15 protein-coding genes are annotated in these 17094 nt (G+C 33.7%); 9 read left to right on the top strand and 6 right to left on the bottom strand.

Annotated elements, in window-relative coordinates; translation table 11 throughout:
• The coding region (locus tag CCY16_RS05750; protein ID WP_218916633.1) for a hypothetical protein at window positions 1-208 on the top strand (208 nt) is incomplete at its 5' end.
• Window positions 209-1644: 1436 nt separating this feature from the next.
• Here CCY16_RS05750 and CCY16_RS05905 read toward each other — a convergent pair.
• The 4 genes from CCY16_RS05905 to CCY16_RS00680 all read right to left on the bottom strand — a co-directional run bounded on the left by CCY16_RS05905 (window position 1645) and on the right by CCY16_RS00680 (window position 4818).
• Window positions 1645-1776 (bottom strand): phosphotransferase, encoded by a 132-nt coding sequence (locus CCY16_RS05905; RefSeq protein ID WP_245800656.1) that lies wholly within the window; start codon window positions 1774-1776, stop codon window positions 1645-1647.
• 303 nt (window positions 1777-2079) lie between these two features.
• On the bottom strand, window positions 2080-2382 hold the full coding sequence (locus tag CCY16_RS05910; protein ID WP_088414165.1) for a protein kinase family protein: 303 nt from the start codon (window positions 2380-2382) through the stop codon (window positions 2080-2082).
• A gap of 265 nt (window positions 2383-2647) precedes the next feature.
• Window positions 2648-4081 (bottom strand): 2-polyprenylphenol 6-hydroxylase, encoded by a 1434-nt coding sequence (gene ubiB / locus CCY16_RS00675; RefSeq protein ID WP_088414167.1) that lies wholly within the window; start codon window positions 4079-4081, stop codon window positions 2648-2650.
• On the bottom strand, window positions 4078-4818 hold the full coding sequence (locus CCY16_RS00680) for a metal ABC transporter ATP-binding protein (protein WP_088414169.1): 741 nt from the start codon (window positions 4816-4818) through the stop codon (window positions 4078-4080). Before CCY16_RS00680 ends, ubiB begins: the two co-directional genes overlap by 4 nt.
• Here CCY16_RS00680 and CCY16_RS00685 point away from each other — a divergent pair.
• On the top strand, window positions 4810-5697 hold the full coding sequence (locus CCY16_RS00685; RefSeq protein ID WP_088414171.1) for a zinc ABC transporter substrate-binding protein: 888 nt from the start codon (window positions 4810-4812) through the stop codon (window positions 5695-5697). The two genes, CCY16_RS00680 and CCY16_RS00685, sit on opposite strands and share 9 nt — an antisense overlap.
• Before the next feature lie 39 nt (window positions 5698-5736).
• Here CCY16_RS00685 and ndk read toward each other — a convergent pair whose 3' ends face one another.
• On the bottom strand, window positions 5737-6156 hold the full coding sequence (ndk, locus tag CCY16_RS00690; protein WP_088414173.1) for a nucleoside-diphosphate kinase: 420 nt from the start codon (window positions 6154-6156) through the stop codon (window positions 5737-5739).
• A gap of 110 nt (window positions 6157-6266) precedes the next feature.
• Between ndk and CCY16_RS00695 the strand changes: the two genes are divergently transcribed.
• The 3 genes from CCY16_RS00695 (at window position 6267) to CCY16_RS00705 (ending at window position 8980) form a co-directional block, all read left to right on the top strand.
• On the top strand, window positions 6267-7019 hold the full coding sequence (locus CCY16_RS00695; RefSeq protein ID WP_088414175.1) for a hypothetical protein: 753 nt from the start codon (window positions 6267-6269) through the stop codon (window positions 7017-7019).
• Entirely contained in the window at window positions 7020-8042 is a 1023-nt protein-coding gene (gene hemH, locus CCY16_RS00700) for a ferrochelatase (RefSeq protein ID WP_088414177.1), read from the top strand.
• A 77-nt stretch (window positions 8043-8119) separates the two neighbouring features.
• Entirely contained in the window at window positions 8120-8980 is an 861-nt protein-coding gene (locus tag CCY16_RS00705; RefSeq protein WP_088414179.1) for a hypothetical protein, read from the top strand.
• A 3-nt stretch (window positions 8981-8983) separates the two neighbouring features.
• Here CCY16_RS00705 and gshA read toward each other — a convergent pair whose 3' ends face one another.
• Entirely contained in the window at window positions 8984-10144 is a 1161-nt protein-coding gene (gene gshA / locus CCY16_RS00710) for a glutamate--cysteine ligase (RefSeq protein WP_088414181.1), read from the bottom strand.
• A gap of 105 nt (window positions 10145-10249) precedes the next feature.
• Between gshA and hslV the strand changes: the two genes are divergently transcribed.
• From hslV to polA, 4 genes are all read left to right on the top strand, one after another.
• Window positions 10250-10804 carry an ATP-dependent protease subunit HslV gene (gene hslV / locus CCY16_RS00715; protein WP_088414183.1) on the top strand — a complete coding sequence of 185 codons (555 nt, stop codon included), beginning with the start codon at window positions 10250-10252 and terminating at the stop codon, window positions 10802-10804.
• A 1-nt stretch (window position 10805) separates the two neighbouring features.
• Window positions 10806-12299, top strand: a complete 1494-nt coding sequence (gene hslU, locus CCY16_RS00720) for an ATP-dependent protease ATPase subunit HslU (RefSeq protein ID WP_245800660.1) — start codon at window positions 10806-10808, stop codon at window positions 12297-12299.
• Between the two features lie 514 nt (window positions 12300-12813).
• Window positions 12814-12948, top strand: a complete 135-nt coding sequence (locus tag CCY16_RS06595; RefSeq protein ID WP_281250488.1) for a hypothetical protein — start codon at window positions 12814-12816, stop codon at window positions 12946-12948.
• 1522 nt (window positions 12949-14470) lie between these two features.
• Window positions 14471-17020 carry a DNA polymerase I gene (polA, locus tag CCY16_RS00735; RefSeq protein WP_088414189.1) on the top strand — a complete coding sequence of 850 codons (2550 nt, stop codon included), beginning with the start codon at window positions 14471-14473 and terminating at the stop codon, window positions 17018-17020.
• Window positions 17021-17094 lie beyond the last annotated feature (74 nt).

The following is a 17094-nucleotide window of genomic DNA, read 5'->3' on the forward strand; positions in this document are numbered from 1 at the left end:
AAACTTCACTATTTTACTTACTTCAGTATGGCTTCTTTTCCATTATTGCCTATCCGTTCCTTGTGCAGTGGAAATTGGTATTACTATATGGTCCTGCCATCCTTTTTCCTTTATCACCAGCCAATCCCTCACTATACCTTCCTTTTTCTTTGAGGAAACTTTACTCGGGTTAGCTATAGTAGGGTTAGGTCTTGAAACGAGAAAGTAAATTTTGTACAAATGAAAAATTAGATAACTGTGATATAAATGATTTAAATTAAATACACTTATCTCACCATAAAACTCATATCAAATCTTTTTTAACTTTGAGTATTATTACATTTCGCATAAAAATATGTGCATGAGTTGCCTTATGGACGTAATCTTGACCGCATAGGTCATATATCAGTACTCAACGAAAAACGAGGAACATGTAGTATAAAACATGTGTTGATTTATAAGTTAGGTTGCAAATACGAAATCGATATAGCACTACATTTAGCTGTCTTTATGATGAATAAGTTAAATACGCCAGAAATTTCTTCAGTTCTAAATGAGTATAACTTACTACAGGTTTCGGAAATGCACTGTTACCTTCATTATAAAAGTCGGATTTATTGATATAACTTTTCCAGAAAAGAGCATATCACTAGAACTGATATAGGAAGAGAAAATTGAACCCAAACATCTTGGAACTTACAAAGCAGAAAAGCACAAACAATTTATCAAAAAACTGGTTAATCAACAATTCAAACATACCATACAATATGGAACAAATTTTTTAAATTCGGGGAATTATATATAAAACAACTGGAAAGATATGGAAAGTGAAATTATGACCTTACGATCCATTAGTTGGGCTGTGATCACAATGACCATAACGATTTTCACTTCTCCTAGTAGAATTCTTAATTTGGCAGTATATATTACTAAAACTTAAATAATACAATCACTTCCAGTAATAAGAAAAGGCCTAACTATTACACTAGCCTATTACCATCATACTCTCCGGAACTATACACTTTTTTATTTCCTTGATAAAACCTTTAGTTATGCATAATTCAATCTTGACTTTACATATGGCTCAAATACCACATATGTATTGTAGTGTGGAGATAATATGGTCGACAAAAATCTGAATAAAGCAGAATCTTACTACACTATGCATAATAAAAATCTTGATTAGATGATCTCATATGTGCATTCTAATGTCTACTTTATAGGTCCTCCTTCAACTATGGATGGTAGAGAATCAGTAACTGAAGCTGTCAAAAAATTTTCGATGTTTTTCAAGAGTCTTACAATCTGAAAAAGATTTACTCCTGGTAGAAGATTATGCTAGTATTAAATTTCGATTATCCTGATCCTATAGGTACTTTTCAAGGTACTTCATTTTTATCATTTGACGGTGGCTTATTCTCGAATAGAATTGTTCTACGATACTTGCCCGTTTGAGGAGAAAGAAGATGGAATTTTTACTTAAAACTGAATTAACATTAACCAATTAGAATTTCATCAATAATTTTCCTTTATTTTATAGATTCTGGGCTGTCCTTATTTTTAATGAGTGCAGTTGTAATGAGAGCCTTCCATAAAGCCCAATCATATCCTCTAGGCCATGTATTTGAATCTAAACATAGATGTGATTTAAAAATTCTCCGACTCTCATTTTTCAAAAAAATTCCACGCAACGACCAGATCACAAGCTGGATCACCAATACCCATACATTTAAAATCAATCACAGCAGCTATACACCCATATTTTATCAAGATATTCCCAATTGCAAAAATCATCATGTATCCATACTGAGTTCTTGTTCCATCTTGAGCTCACAGTCTTTTTCAAAACAGATGTTATGGTTTTAGTGTCAATAAAACCCTGCAACTCCATAATTGCCGATTTTTCTGCATTATAGATTGATATGTGATCACCACGCTAGTAGTTATGAAGCCCAGGACTAGGGCCTCCTCTAACATCAATCCTATATAATTCGTTCAAAAACTGCGCAAGTTGAAAAGCAATAACCTGTAAATTCAGATCATCTATAGACACTTTATTTATGCTTTTTCCCCTTCAATCCACCTGTATATTGACCAATTCTAAGGATAATGTTTCGACGGTTGCCCCATCTCAAGCAGTGCAGGAACAGAAAATGATAAATGCGGTGCAAGTATCTTGAGCCATTTTTGCTCCTTTAGAACTCGTAGCGCACAATTTTCTGCACTTGGTAGCCCTGTAGCCCTGATCAATATTTCTTCACATAAGCGAAAGGTTCTATTGTCTATGCGACTGAGCTCAACAGGTTTAACCTCTAAGTAAGCCCACTTTGAAAACTGCTGTGCAACAAGTTTGGCAATAAGTGATAAAGTAATTTCTAAACGACTACCAGTTTTTGATATCATTGCTTACTTCACCTCAAAACCTTACAGTTCCAAAATAAACTTCCCTTTTACATTCAGTTAATAGTAGTTAATTTGAGAATAAAATAAAAGAAAAACTGAGGTACATAAATAAAACCTTCCCATAGTTGATTAACTTTTTAAACTTACACCCTTCACTACTAGGTAGACTATTATGTTAGCTGCATGGTCCCAGCGTTAAGCACTAGAATGACACTAAGGGACGGCCAATGTTTTTTATGTAAGCAGCAGTCATGCAAGAAGTCTATCACAAAAAAACCAAAAGCTTAACGATTAGCGCTATGACTATAGACCACAGTAAAAAGTAGATTTTTCCATTTGACCTATTCTTGACTTGAATATTCTCTAGTTTCTGATTAGCTATTAGGTTTAATTTTTCTATAAGGTTAAAAATTTCTTGAATTGTCTTTACGGGGTAAGAGCTCTTTATTCTCTCTTTATAGCTTATTTTATTTTTATGTTGATTTTCTGTCCATGCTTCAACCACTTTCCACATATTAATTTCCGGGTAGATTTTTCTACAAGTTCCCTCTAACAAAATCATAGTTTTCTGCAGAAGTAATAATTGCGTTTGAACTTTCATATCAAAATCACCAGTTATTTTTAACAATTGAGCAAGTAAACTAGCAAAAGAAATTTTTTGTATAGGCTGCCCTATAATAGGTTCACCTATTGCCCTGCACGCTGTAACAAAACTTTTATGCTGCGGCGAGACATAACCAGCTCTAAAGTGCACTTTTGCAACGTGATCATAATCCCGATTCAAAAAGCCTTTCAGTATCTCTATTACATAGTAACATGTCTCTCGGTCTATTCGGCCCATAATTCCACAATCTAAAGCGACAATACTGTTGTTACTATCGATCATTAGATTGCCAGGATGCATATCCGCGTGAAAGAAACAATCTCTATATACTTGATTACAAAACGACTCTATAAGATTAATAGCTATTTGCTTATGATTATTTAGTTTTTCAACTTCATATATTGGTGTTGCCTCTACCCACTCCAATGTTAAAACCCTTTTTGAAGTTCTACTCCAATCCACTTCAGGAACATAAAAACCTCTGTCGTTTTTTGTATTTTCCCTAAGCTCCGAAGAGTGAGCAGCTTCAAAACGTAGATCTAGCTCTAATCGGCAAATTTCAGCAAAAGTTTCAACTAACTCAATTGGTTTTAGCCTCCTTGATTGCTTGCTAAACTTTTCTGTAATCCCCGCAAGCCAAAAAAGCATTTTGATATCTTTTGAAAATGCTTTTTCAATATTTGGCCTTAAAACTTTTACAGCAACTTCTTTACCTTCTGTTGTAATTGCCTTATGAGCTTGAGAAATTGATGCTGCTGCAATTGGCTTTTCAGAAAAACTTGAAAAAATGTCACTTAACTTACAATTAAATTCGCTCTCTATAGTTTTAACTGCTATCTTGTGTGAAAAAGAGGGCAATCTATCACATATCAACAATAAGTTATTCGTTATATCCTCATTCAAAATATCAGTACGTGATGAGATAGATTGCCCAAACTTAATAAATACTGGACCTAATTTCTCAAAAGCGCATTTCAGTTTATAGCCTTGTATCCTATTTATTGATTTCCTTGACGGAGAAAGTAAATAAGGTGATATGTTATAACGAGTTAGTACTGCAGTTATATACAAAAGGCGCAGAATATTTTGAATCATTTTGCTATGTAACTGCTAAATATCTCACTTAGAGTTTTATCCTCCATAATTTCATCAGGCTTACCCTGGCAATAGATAGTATGATTTATACAAACAATATAATCTGAACATGGTACAATGGAGCTTAAATCATGAGACGTCATAAGGATCGAAATTAGTCGTTTCTTTGCTATTTTCCCTATAATATCGTAAAACTTAGCACGTGCGTTAATGTCCATCGCACTAACCGGCTCATCTAGAATAATTAAGTCAGGCTCTGCAATTAAACAGTGTGCAAGCAGTAATAATTGCATCTGTCCTGCAGAAATTTCTAACACTTGATTTTTCAAAATATTGCCAATACCAACTAATTCTATCACTTCCGTAATAACCGATTGATTTTTCTTCAATTTTTTTGAAAAACTATTTAAAAGGAAATATTCAACTGTTATTGGCATCAATTTACTAATGCTAAAATTTTGTGGCATGTAGCTAATTTTTATATTATCAGCAAATATAACCCTACCTGTATAATTCTTACTTATACCAGCAACCACCTTCATCAAAGAAGTCTTACCTCCACCATTTGGGCCAAGTATGGTAACTACATCTCCCTTGTCTATTGATATATTAATACCATCGAGAACCTTTTTATTACCGTACGCTAGAGCAAGATTTTCTATTTTTAGGACACTGTCATTGACATTATTTAACTTTTTGACAAAATTTAAATTTTTCTCGACTCTTTCATGAGACATTTATTAGCTTTTTTTCTATCACTTTTATTTACACTATACTATAATAGTGCCCTTTCATCCAATTTAAAAATTGTAGCCACAATAAAGCCTATACATTCACTTGTAGCTTCTGTTACAGATGGAATTTCAAAACCATATTTGCTTGCCTACACAACATCCACACACGATCATATATTAAAGCCATTTGATGCGAGCAACTTAGAATCAAGTGATGTTATATTTTATATTGATGATAACTTAGAGACATTTATTAAAACTTTCGCTAAAGAAAAAAAAGAACTTGTGCAGTTGTCAAAGACAATTAACCTACTTCCTGCCCGATCACATTCATTCTCCAAACAAATTACCCATACTCAAGATGAAAAAGATCTACATATTTGGCTGAGTCCTGAAAATGCAAAGAGTATGATACTTTCTATAAGTGAAGCACTATCCAACATAGACAAGGAGAATGCCTCCCGTTACAACTACAATGCAATAAAAGCTAAAAAAAAAATAAATCAAGAAGTAGAAAAAATTGCAAAAGAATTGAATGACTTTAAAAATCAAAAATACATAGTTACTCACGATGCTTATCAATATTTTGAAAAATATTTCGGTTTAAATCACCCAAGTGTTATTCTTTCTATAGAAGAGGACTCTTACATAGGCATGAAAAGCTTAATGAAACTAAAAAAGGTGATGGAGGAAGAAAATATTAAATGTATATTTTCTCATTCACTAGAAGATAGCATAAAACCTAAAGTCCTTTCCAATGACGCAAAAATGGTAATCCTCGATCCTATTGGGTTAAATATAGAACCTGGAAAAGATGCATATCTTGCTATAATCAATGACATTGCACAAAATTTTAAATCTTGTTTTGCTGGGTATCAGTAAAAATCTGAGTAAAATATAGCTATGTTAGCAGGCCTGAAGCTACACCAACTCACACTCAGCAAAAAAGAAAGCTATCTCCTTATGAGCATTTTCTAAACTATCAGAACCGTGGACTCTATTTTCATTAACATCGTCAGCAAAGTCACCTCTGATTGTACCCTTATCTGCCTGCTTTGGATCTGTAGCTCCCATGATTTGTCTATATTTACTGATTGCATTTTCACCAACTAAAACTTGAACTATTACAGGACCAGAAGTCATAAATTCCACTAATCTCCCAAAAAAAGGTCTATCTTTATGAATTGCATAAAACAGTTCTGCTTGTTTTTTTGTTAGTAACATCATTTTTTGTGCTATTATCCTTAGCCCAGACTTTTCGATATAGGAATTTATATTACCTATAATATTATTTTTCACCGTATCAGGTTTTAATATCGAAAGTGTTCTCTCAATCGCCATATTTCCTTATATAAAACCACATATTTGCATATTTATCTTATTGCAAATTCCGGTTTTATAAAAGTAGTTTTTTCTTTATAGTTAAGAATAAATCATCAAGTAGGTATTGCATGGATTACTGTCGTAAAAAACTAGTAAATAATCTTAAGTCATCAATTTTTTGTGGAACAAAAGGGTTTTTAACTTTTAGTTTGGCCTTTTTAAGTTATTTGGAATATAGCTTACGTCACAATACAAAATTACAAGAAGGTGCCGCTTTCGCAATGAAAAGAAACACTATTCCATTTCTTGAAATGACAATCATAGCACTGTTCGTCTGCTTTGTACTACCAGCTATAGTAGATAATATAAGTTTCATGCCATGTGCATCTATATGTGCTGCGTTGATGATTGCTACATGTTTTGTCGTAAGAACTTTTAATCTGCGTGAGAAGTTACTAGAAAAGATCACCAACCATAGTAGAAAAGAAATAGACGAAGAACTTAAGAAGGACTCTATAAAATTTCCTATTTTTGATCAAAATAGAAAACACATTGAGTATAATTCACCTAACCAAGAACAATTGCCAAACGAAACAGGTAGCACCTCTTTTTTTGTTACGTTCTTAGTTTTTCCTCTGAAGGTTCTTCAAAGTTGCATAATGCTATCTTTAGCCGCCATCGAACTTCTTGAAGCAGTACCAAGTTTTTGTGTTGATCTAGCTTTTGATAGAAGTCCTTTTGCATCTACAAAGAATAACCTACAGAGATCTGGCCATTTATTATATGTTAGTGTGAGAAATTTAGTGCCTATATCTATACTTGATGAGTGTGTAGCTGATTTCACAGGCACCCCAAAAGTAACTTGTTGTAGTAGTGCGTAGGTGAAAAAGGCAGTTGTCTTACTTAACCTTGGCGGACCTGACTCACTGAGTGCGGTCCGTCCTTTTTTATTTAATCTTTTTTATGATAAGAGAATAATTAATTTGCCAAATCCTTTTCGGTTCTTTTTAGCAAAATTTATATCCGCAAAACGAGAAAATAATGCACGAAAAATATATGAACAAATTGGAGGCAAATCACCAATTTTAGAGAACACAAAAATGCAAGCTGAAGCACTTGAGCGAGAGCTTAATAGATCTATCTTTTGTCATCCAAGTAGCGTGACACTGGGGTCTAGAAAAGAAAACTGGATTCCATTGTCACGCGCAGGAATGACATCAAAACTGACCAAAGTTTTCATCTGCATGCGCTACTGGCATCCATTTGCCAATGAAGTTGTTAAAAGTGTAAAGCAGTTCGATCCTGATGAAGTAATTCTGCTGCCGTTATATCCTCAATATTCAACTACTACAACTTTGTCATCCATCGAAAATTGGCAAAAAAATGCTAAACAATATGGCATAAAATGTAATACAAAAATAATTCGCCACCATTACGATAACCAAGATTTTATTGAGGCTCACGCCAACCTGATAACTAAACACTATAAATTAGCTAGTGAAGTTGGTAAACCAAGAGTTCTATTTTCAGCTCATAGCTTGCCTCTCAGTGTTATTAAAAAAGGTGACCCATACGCCTTACAGGTAGAAGAAACAGTAAAACTGATAGTAAAAAAATTACATATTAAAGACCTTGACTGGTCAATATGCTATCAGAGCAAGATCGGCCCTGTAAGATGGCTAGAACCAAGCACTGAAAGCGAGTTATTACGTGCAAAAGCTGATGGTGTACCTGTAGTTTTACTACCAATATCTTTTGTTTCTGAGCATTCAGAAACGCTTGTTGAACTTGACATGGAATACAAAACTATTATCAAGGATGGATATTACTTTCGCATACCAACTCTTAGTACTAACTACTTGTTTATTAAGTGCCTAGCTGGTTTATGTATAAACCACTCTTAAGGTCCTGATTTATAGTGCTTTTCTTTTAGGACTCCATGTGATAGAATGGTAAGAAATTATTATTCTATTAGTTATTTATGCTGAACAAGCCAACAAAAGAATCAAATATGTCCGTAAAGGTGATACATAAGCTTCATGGTCATCATATCAGGAAGATAATCTGTATTACAACAGCTTTAACAATGTTGCTGTGTAAGATCTCACTACAATTCTGCTGTGAGTTTATTAATAATAATAGATCAAATATCTCCTTTACATGGAAGGTTGCCAAGTTAATAAAATTGCCAATATCCATATTATATACTCTCCATTTAGGACTCAATTTAGCTGGGTACAAATCTAAAAGTAAATCAGGTAATAAAGATAAACCTAAAGAACTAGTAGAGTTTATAGGTGAACTAGCTCTCTTGATAAGCAGTATCATAGGAGTATCGATACAGATGAAAATCATCCATTTGTTTGCTGCAGGTGCAGTCAGTCATGTGGGGCTTGCATCAACAATTCTATTTCTATTTATTTCAGAACCTATAAACCACTATTATACATATAAACAATATCAAGAGGCATATAAAAAATACCAAGACGTAAGTAAAGAATATCAAGGTAAAAAGGATACTGATGAACTTACAAAATGTGAAGCTGATCTTGCTAAATGCAATAAGGACCTCATTATCAGCACACTGACTCTGTCATTAGGTTTATTAAATTTCATATTAAAAAGGATAGAAATTGCAACCATACCAATAAACTTGGGTAATGGTATAACCTATAATTTCCATTGGAGCATAGCAGCCAGCATAATATATAGCACAGCATTTCTGGCAATCCAGCTTGACAAACTGTTTAATCAACCTATCAACAATGATCCTTCTACTGAACTTGGTGGTACTGCTAATCATAATCATGATCCGTACAATGGCTGCGCTATATGGAGGTAGAAATTAGATATGAAAAGACTTCATTTCTACCGCTAATGCTAGCACTGCTAATTTGCTAACTGTACCCCAAAGTGACAGGGTTTTATTTTCTACAACTTGGCTAACATCATAAAACTTACAGTCAGTAGAATTTAAGCTAGAATATACATCTTTTCTGCTATTGCAACGGTATAAATAGCAAGTTGGAGTATTTCCTATATAGTATATAAGCGGCTCTGCAGGACTATATTCAAATACATCGATAGTAAGTACACCTTCTTGTATGATAACGCTATTAATTTCTATACCTTCTTTTATCTTTTTCATTTTATGACGCTTTTTTTTATTGAGGGTCAATATTTCCTCTCCGCTTGTTGCTGTTATAATGCCCATTCCATATGTTCCATTGCTTGCTTTGATAAAAACATAAGGTTGAGTCTTTATTTCATATTCCTCATACTTTTTTTGCACTAGAGACAATACTTGGTCAACTTTAGTCGCTACTGTTTCTAGCGGTGAATCGTCATTGAAATCTACTTCATCACAGTCCTCTGTAAATGCAGAAATAAGCCATGGATCTATTTTAAATTCGCCACAGAACTCGGACACTAATTTTTTATAAATTTTAAAATATTTAAACTTCTGCCTGCTGTGCCAACCATATAATGGACTCGGTATTATCTCTTGTTTTACATTTTCTAACATATCGGGAATATGACTTGTCATATCCCGGTTTAGTATAATAACATCGGGCATAAATCCTGAAGTTGTCTTGAGCAGAGAGTTTTCTTTCACAATAGTTTCATATGGCTCTATTAAATTGCATGCTTCATTATGAAAGAGACCAACTCTCGTTTCAAAACCTGCTTGTTGTAGTATTACCTCTATAGCAAACACGTTTTTTATATACATCTTATTTCGCGTGTAGTTCTCCGGTATTATGAGAACTCTTTTATGTTGTTTCCCTTCAAAGTAGCTCCTCATTAGCTCTGCTGTTGTTGCCTTTGACATTTCACTTAGATTATTGAACCCTGCAGGAAACAAATTGGCGTCTATTGGGGCAATTTTGTAACCAGAGTTTCTAAGATCTATAGAGCTATAAAATGGTAATGTAAGGCTGTTAAACTGCGTCTCAAACCAATTATTTATACTTTTTTCTAAATTTGGATGAATTATATTTTGCATCTACACTTTAAATGTTATAAGGAAGGTACTATATTATAAGCTATAGCTAAACATATTTAACTAACATTACAGTATAATGAAATTACTATTTAAACTGACACAAAAATGATTCAACACGACAGCAGCAAAATGTATGGAACTACCATACTGTCAATTAGGAGAGACAAAAGCGTAATAGTAATAGGTGATGGACAGGTTTCATTGGGGCATACTGTCATAAAATCTGGGGCAAAAAAAGTTAGGCGTCTTTCTAGTGACTCCGTTATTGCCGGTTTTGCCGGAGCAACAGCTGACGCATTTACTCTTTTTGAAAGACTAGAATCTAAACTTGACAAACATCCAGGACAATTAATGAGAGCGTGCGTTGAACTTGCAAAAGATTGGAGGATGGATAAGTATTTAAGAAAACTGGAAGCTATGATGATAGTTGCAGATAAATCTATTTCGTTAGTAATCACAGGAACAGGTGATGTTCTTGAACCTGAAGATGGAATTGCAGCAATTGGCTCTGGGGGAAATTTTGCCCTATCTGCAGCAAAAGCTTTGATTGATATCAAAGGAATATCAATAGAGGAGATTGCAAAAAAAGCTATGAAAATAGCAGCCAATATATGTGTTTACACAAATCATAATGTAGTTGCTGAAAAGATAGAGGGATAATATGTCTTTTGATGAACGAAAAATTTTACGTACTAATTTCTCCAATCAACCTACGACTCTCTCAGGAGGGCAATCTTGTAGCAGTGATACCTACAATAAAAAAAGTGACCTATATAAAGATACTAGAAGTGATTGTGATTCGAATAATAGCAGTGCTCAAGTTAATAATAGCACACAAATTTTATTAGATGATCTGCCACCACAGAAGATAGTTAAAGAGCTAGATAGGTTCATAATCGGGCAAGATGATGCAAAGCGTGCTGTTGCAATTGCACTTAGGAATCGTTGGCGTCGCAACAAAGTTCCTCCTCCTTTGCGTGATGAAATTATACCTAAAAATATACTGATGATTGGTCACACAGGGGTTGGTAAAACTGAAATAGCTCGTCGCTTAGCAAAGCTTGCAGGTGCACCGTTCATAAAAGTTGAGGCAACGAAATTTACCGAGATAGGATATGTTGGACGTGATGTTGACTCAATAACACGTGATTTAGTTGATGCAGCAATAGTTTTAGTTAAGGAAAAAGCTCGCAAAGCCCTAGCTAAAAAAGCTTTGAATTTAGCTGAGAAGATAATAGTCAATTCTATGGTCGGCGAAAATGCAACCGAAGAAAGTAAAAAGACTTACAGAGAAAGATTGAGAAATAAAGAGTTTGAAGATGGGGAAGTTTCCATTAACGTTAGAGAGAGCAAGAGCATGTTACCTACTTTTGATATACCAGGCATGCCAGGTAGACAAGTTGGTGTAGTGAACGTAACAGAGCTAATGGGTAAAATGTTCAACGGGGGTAAAAAGACAAAAACCATTACAGTTAAGGTAAAAGAAGCGCGTGAAATATTGATTAATGAAGAAAGCGAAAGGTTAATGGATGAAGATAAGATAATCAAAGAAGCCATCGATCTTGTTAGCAATGAAGGCATAGTATTTTTAGATGAAATAGATAAAATTGCAGCACGCACAGAAGTAAAAGGTGAAGTAAATAGAGAGGGAGTACAACGTGATTTATTACCGTTACTTGAAGGAACAACCGTTTCAACTAAATATGGCCACGTAAAAACAGACTATATATTATTTATTGCATCCGGTGCCTTTCATCTGTCTAAGCCATCTGATCTTTTACCAGAATTGCAAGGTAGGCTACCAATCAGAGTAGAACTTAAAGCACTTACTCAAGAAGATTTAATAAAGATATTAAAAGAACCGGAATCCAGTTTGTTAAAGCAGTACATAGCTTTAATGAAAACAGAAAATGTAACACTTGAGTTCACTGATGATGGAATTGAAACCATAGCTGAAATAGCGTTTACAGTTAATAGGGAAGTGGAAAACATAGGTGCAAGGAGGCTTCATACTATCATGGAGAAGCTTTTGGATGAAATAAGTTTTATCGCTTCTGAAAAAAATGGTGAAAAATTTGTTATAGATAGCAAATACGTGAAAGATAAACTAGAATCGATTTCAAAACAGCTAGATTTATCTAGGTTTATACTTTAATAAAATATATTAACGTGTTAATGATTTTATATATAATCTTAATATAGATATGTCAATAGAACAAAAAGCATGCTAGTACAAGACACTTAAGGTATATTAGACGACAGTAATGAATTTTTTGATGCAGAAGAGCCTCCTAAAGAATACATTGAATTAGAAGAAAAAGCTAAATCTGAATTTAGCATATATATTAAAGATGATATTATTAATAACATATTAATTTACCGAAGTTACCGAAATAATAACAGTAGCTTTCACGCAAGAATAACACTACAAGATAAGGATACGGCTGTAAAGTAAGCGAACTTTTAAATAGAAATTCTATAAAGATAACAAAATCACTGATTTTTCAATATTAGATAATGATGACAGAAAAATTATAAGTGGTTACGTTATTGAGAGTGGTGATGGTAAAAAAGTTAGAGTCAGATGTTATGACTTAGCTAATTCTTCTCTATATGAATGTGAATTGCAGTTTAAATGGTACATCAATGGAAAAAAATGCAACATTGCATTGAGCTCTGATAGCAATATTAAAATAGTAGGTAGCAAATCAAGTTATGAAGATTTAGAGAAAGACATAGACGTTAAAATCAAACTTGATGGTAAGGAACTAAGTCTTGTTGATGCTATAAAAGAACTAGAATAAAAGAGCAAGCTTAACAAGCTAGAAATAGAAGAAGCTTTACCACATTAAGATTTAGAGACAAAGTTAGTTAACTTGTTGTATAAGTGCCGTAGTACCGGTATAACACCACCTGTCACACAAATTACCTGCAAATTGTAATGCGTTCGTACAGTTTATTAAACATTTCCCTTTGAGGCCTGCCATGGCTGTTGTACCGTTTGTACAAATTTCATAATTAAATCGGATGATGCACTTCTGCCCTCTCTTAATTTACAAATATACTAATCATTTTTTGAATCAAAGCCTTTTCTACTTTTGCTCATTTCATTCTTTAAGTCTTTATACATTTTTTTTAGCGCTTTTCTTCTCCCTTGCTTTTATGTCATTATTTTGCAGTAAAGTTTTAATTTGGTATGCATCATACCTGAGCAAGATCTGTTTTCCTCATATGTAGATTAGCTCTATCTAAGATTTCCTGAAGAGATCTGCACATAAAAGGTCTTAAACTCAAAAAATTACTAGGATCATTACACGTATAATGTATATACTGTTGAAAATGCTTTTGTACTATTTCATCTATTCCTTCTGAATACTTATTGCCAGAGTTACCTGTATCACGAGATTTATTTACAAAACCTAAAATTCTTAAGCCTTTATCATTCTTAAGCCCTTTATCAAGTCTAGCTCTCTATCTAGCTTTAGTCACTCCCCTTAACTGAGATTTTGCTCCCTTTCCTTCAATCTTATGTTTCTTTGACTTTATAAACATAAATAATTTACTATGTTGCTCAGGTTTATCAAGTTTCCTTCGCAAATCATTTTGTCTATTCTGTAGAGTTTTAACCTGATCATCAAGACTAACAGTTTGCTCAACTCCTTTTTTAATTTGCTCAGATTTGCTCTTTGTCTGAGGAAGTTTTTCTCAGATGCAGCAGAATTATTTTGCTCTTTAGAAACAGTTGGAATTTCAACTTTTCTTAGCACTATTTGGCTAAGCACCTTCCTATTACTTCTTCTAATTCTAGCAAATTTTTGCTGACCTGAATTCTGCAATTGTTGTTGAGATATATCTTTGTTTACCGCAACCTTTTTTTTGAGACTGTCGGCTTTAAGTTAGATGATACTTCACTTTTACTTGATATTAAACTTGTATCAAACGCTTCGCTGTCACCTGTTAAGTTGGAATCGAAAATTAAGAAAGCATAAGCTTTACTTTTTTTTAGAGGCTTGGTTACTCTTAGCCTTTGGCTTAACTTTTATTGGTACCATTTCATTTTTTATTGAAGCGGAATCAGAATAATTGGACTACTAATAGTCTTTACAGTTTGTCTAGCTGATTTCGACTTCTTTGTTTTTTTGTCTTCTTATTCATTTTGAGCTTTTAACTTTTTAATATAACTCAATTTTAAACGGTAATTATTAACTATGCGTGAATGTTATTTTGGGGCAAAATTTCCTACGATATTTGTAAAGCAAGAAAACAAAGACTTGATTTCTGCAGCTAAATAACGGACTATCAAGGGCACACATAAATATCTCTACAATGCAAAAAAAAACTTTCACAATTATCGATGGTTACGGCTTTCTTTTCAGAGCTTATTATGTTTTGCATCATTTAGCTACTACAACTGGTATGCCAATAGGTGCTGTGTACGGATTTCTGAATATGGTTCTAAAGTATATCACCCATTCAGACTACTTAACCATAGCACTTGACTCAGGTAAAAAAAATTTCAGGCACGATTTATACCCTGAATACAAAGCAAACAGAGTAACTCCTCCTGAAGATTTAATTCCACAGTTCGCAATACTGAGGGAAGCAATAGAAGCTTTTAATCTCAGTTATGAAGAGATTGAAGGCTACGAAGCAGATGACATAATTGCAACATTAACTGCAAAATACGCCAACCACGAAGATTTAAAAGTAGTAATAATTTCGTCAGATAAAGACTTATTTCAGCTCTTGAACTACGACGTTTTAATATTCGATCCTATCAAAAACACATACATAGATGAAAAACAAGTAATGGAAAAATTTGGTGTAAATTCAAATAAGCTTCTTGATTTATTTTCTCTAACTGGAGATGTATCTGACAACATTCCTGGCGTTCCAGGAATAGGCCCAAAGACTGCAGCTAAATTGCTGGATAGATTTAATTCGTTGAACAATATCATAGAAAACATCAATAACATCAAGCAAACAAGGACACGTAATATTCTCACCGAATATAAAGAAAAAGCGTTAATTTCAAGAAAACTTTTATCACTATGCAAGAAAGTGGATCTTCAGCATGAAGTCACAAAATATAAGGTTCTCTCTCCAAATATGGAAAAATTGTTATCTTTTTTAAAGAAGTATGAATTTAATTCCTTGATAGGCAAAGTAGAAAAGCTTTTTTCTTATAATGAATCGAGCATAAAAGAGAGAACAGAATATAGTAGTGAAGCATTAGAAAATTTTTTGGAACACTGTAGATATGAAGGCAAAGTCGCAATTTATTGCCATTTCGAAAACAACGTACTTAGTAAAATTTCCTTATCTTACAATAAAGATAACATTTTTTACATAGATCAAAACTGTTTACAAGATGCACTTATTACAATCAATTCAGCTCTATTTTCAAATGGGATACTCAAAATAATACATGATACCAGAGAAACCAGGAAAACCATTCCTACAATAGAAAAAGCACTGGGCTCAGTTGACGATTTGATGATAATGTCATACAGTCTCGACACAGGAAAACACGACCACAGCATTCCAAACATAATTGCACACAATTTGAGTGAAAATGTAGAGGCCTTTTCAGCAAAAACTTTAATAGCAATTCATGAAAAGCTGAAACAAAGGCTATTTCAGGAAAAGCTTTTTACAATTTACGAGCGCTTCGATAAACCGCTTATGAAAGTAATATTCAACATGGAAAAAAATGGAATATTACTAAATATTCATAAATTACAGGAATTGTCTGATAAATTCCAACAGCTAATCGCCGTGCTTGAAAATGACATATATAATTTGGCAGGAGAAAAGTTTAATATTGCTTCACCAAAACAATTAAGCGATGTTCTGTTTAACAAGATGGGGCTTAATAAGAAAAAAAAGTTGAAATCTGGATCATATAGCACAAACTCCGCAGTACTAGAGGAATTTGAAATAGAAGGAGTTGAAATTGCAAGCAAAATTTTAGATTGGCGACATTTAAGTAAATTAAAAAGTACCTACACTGATGCACTAATAAAGCAGGTTGACCCACTTGATGGCAGAATACACACAAATTTCTCAACAACTGTAACTGCAACTGGAAGGCTCAGCTCAAGCAGTCCTAATTTGCAGAATATTCCTATCAGGAGTAAAGAAGGAAATCTTATTAGACAGACATTTATTGCGCCAAAGGGATACAAGATAATTTCTGCTGATTACTCACAAATAGAACTGAGGCTCCTAGCACACGTTGCAAATGTTACAGCGTTTAAAGAAGCTTTTGCAAATGGAAAGGATATTCACGGCATTACTGCAGGGCAAGTCTTTGGAGTGCAAAAAGATATGGAGGTCGATGAACAATTAAGGCGCAAAGCAAAATCTATTAACTTTGGAATCATGTACGGAATCAGCCCATTTGGCCTTGCAAAACGGCTTGGAATTACCATTGAGGAAGCTGCTGAATACATTTATTACTACTTTTCCTGTTATCCAGAAATAAAGGTCTATATGGAAAAAGTAGTGTCTATCGCGAGGCAGCATGGTTATGTAGAAACTTTGTTTGGCAGAAGATGCTTTGTAAAAGACATAAACAACACAATTCCTTATCTAAGACAATTTGCGGAAAGAGCGGCAATAAATGCACCACTGCAAGGAACTGCCGCTGATATAATAAAATGTGCGATGATTCAGCTTTTTGATCAGTTAAAAGCAGGCAAAATAATCCTCCAAGTTCATGATGAGCTACTAGTTGAAGTAGAGAATGAAAAAGTACAAGAAACGGCAAAACTTATGAAGGATATAATGGAAAATATAGTGAAAATTTCTATACCACTTGAAGTAGAGGTAAAAATTAGTGATAACTGGGGAACAACTACACAAACATTGTGATTTGAGAGACCGGTAGGTGTTATTCAAGTAGCTCATAGAAATGCAAAAAATTACTTGACACGCTTTACCAGCTT

Source organism: Wolbachia endosymbiont of Wuchereria bancrofti, from assembly GCF_002204235.2.
Lineage (GTDB): Bacteria > Pseudomonadota > Alphaproteobacteria > Rickettsiales > Anaplasmataceae > Wolbachia.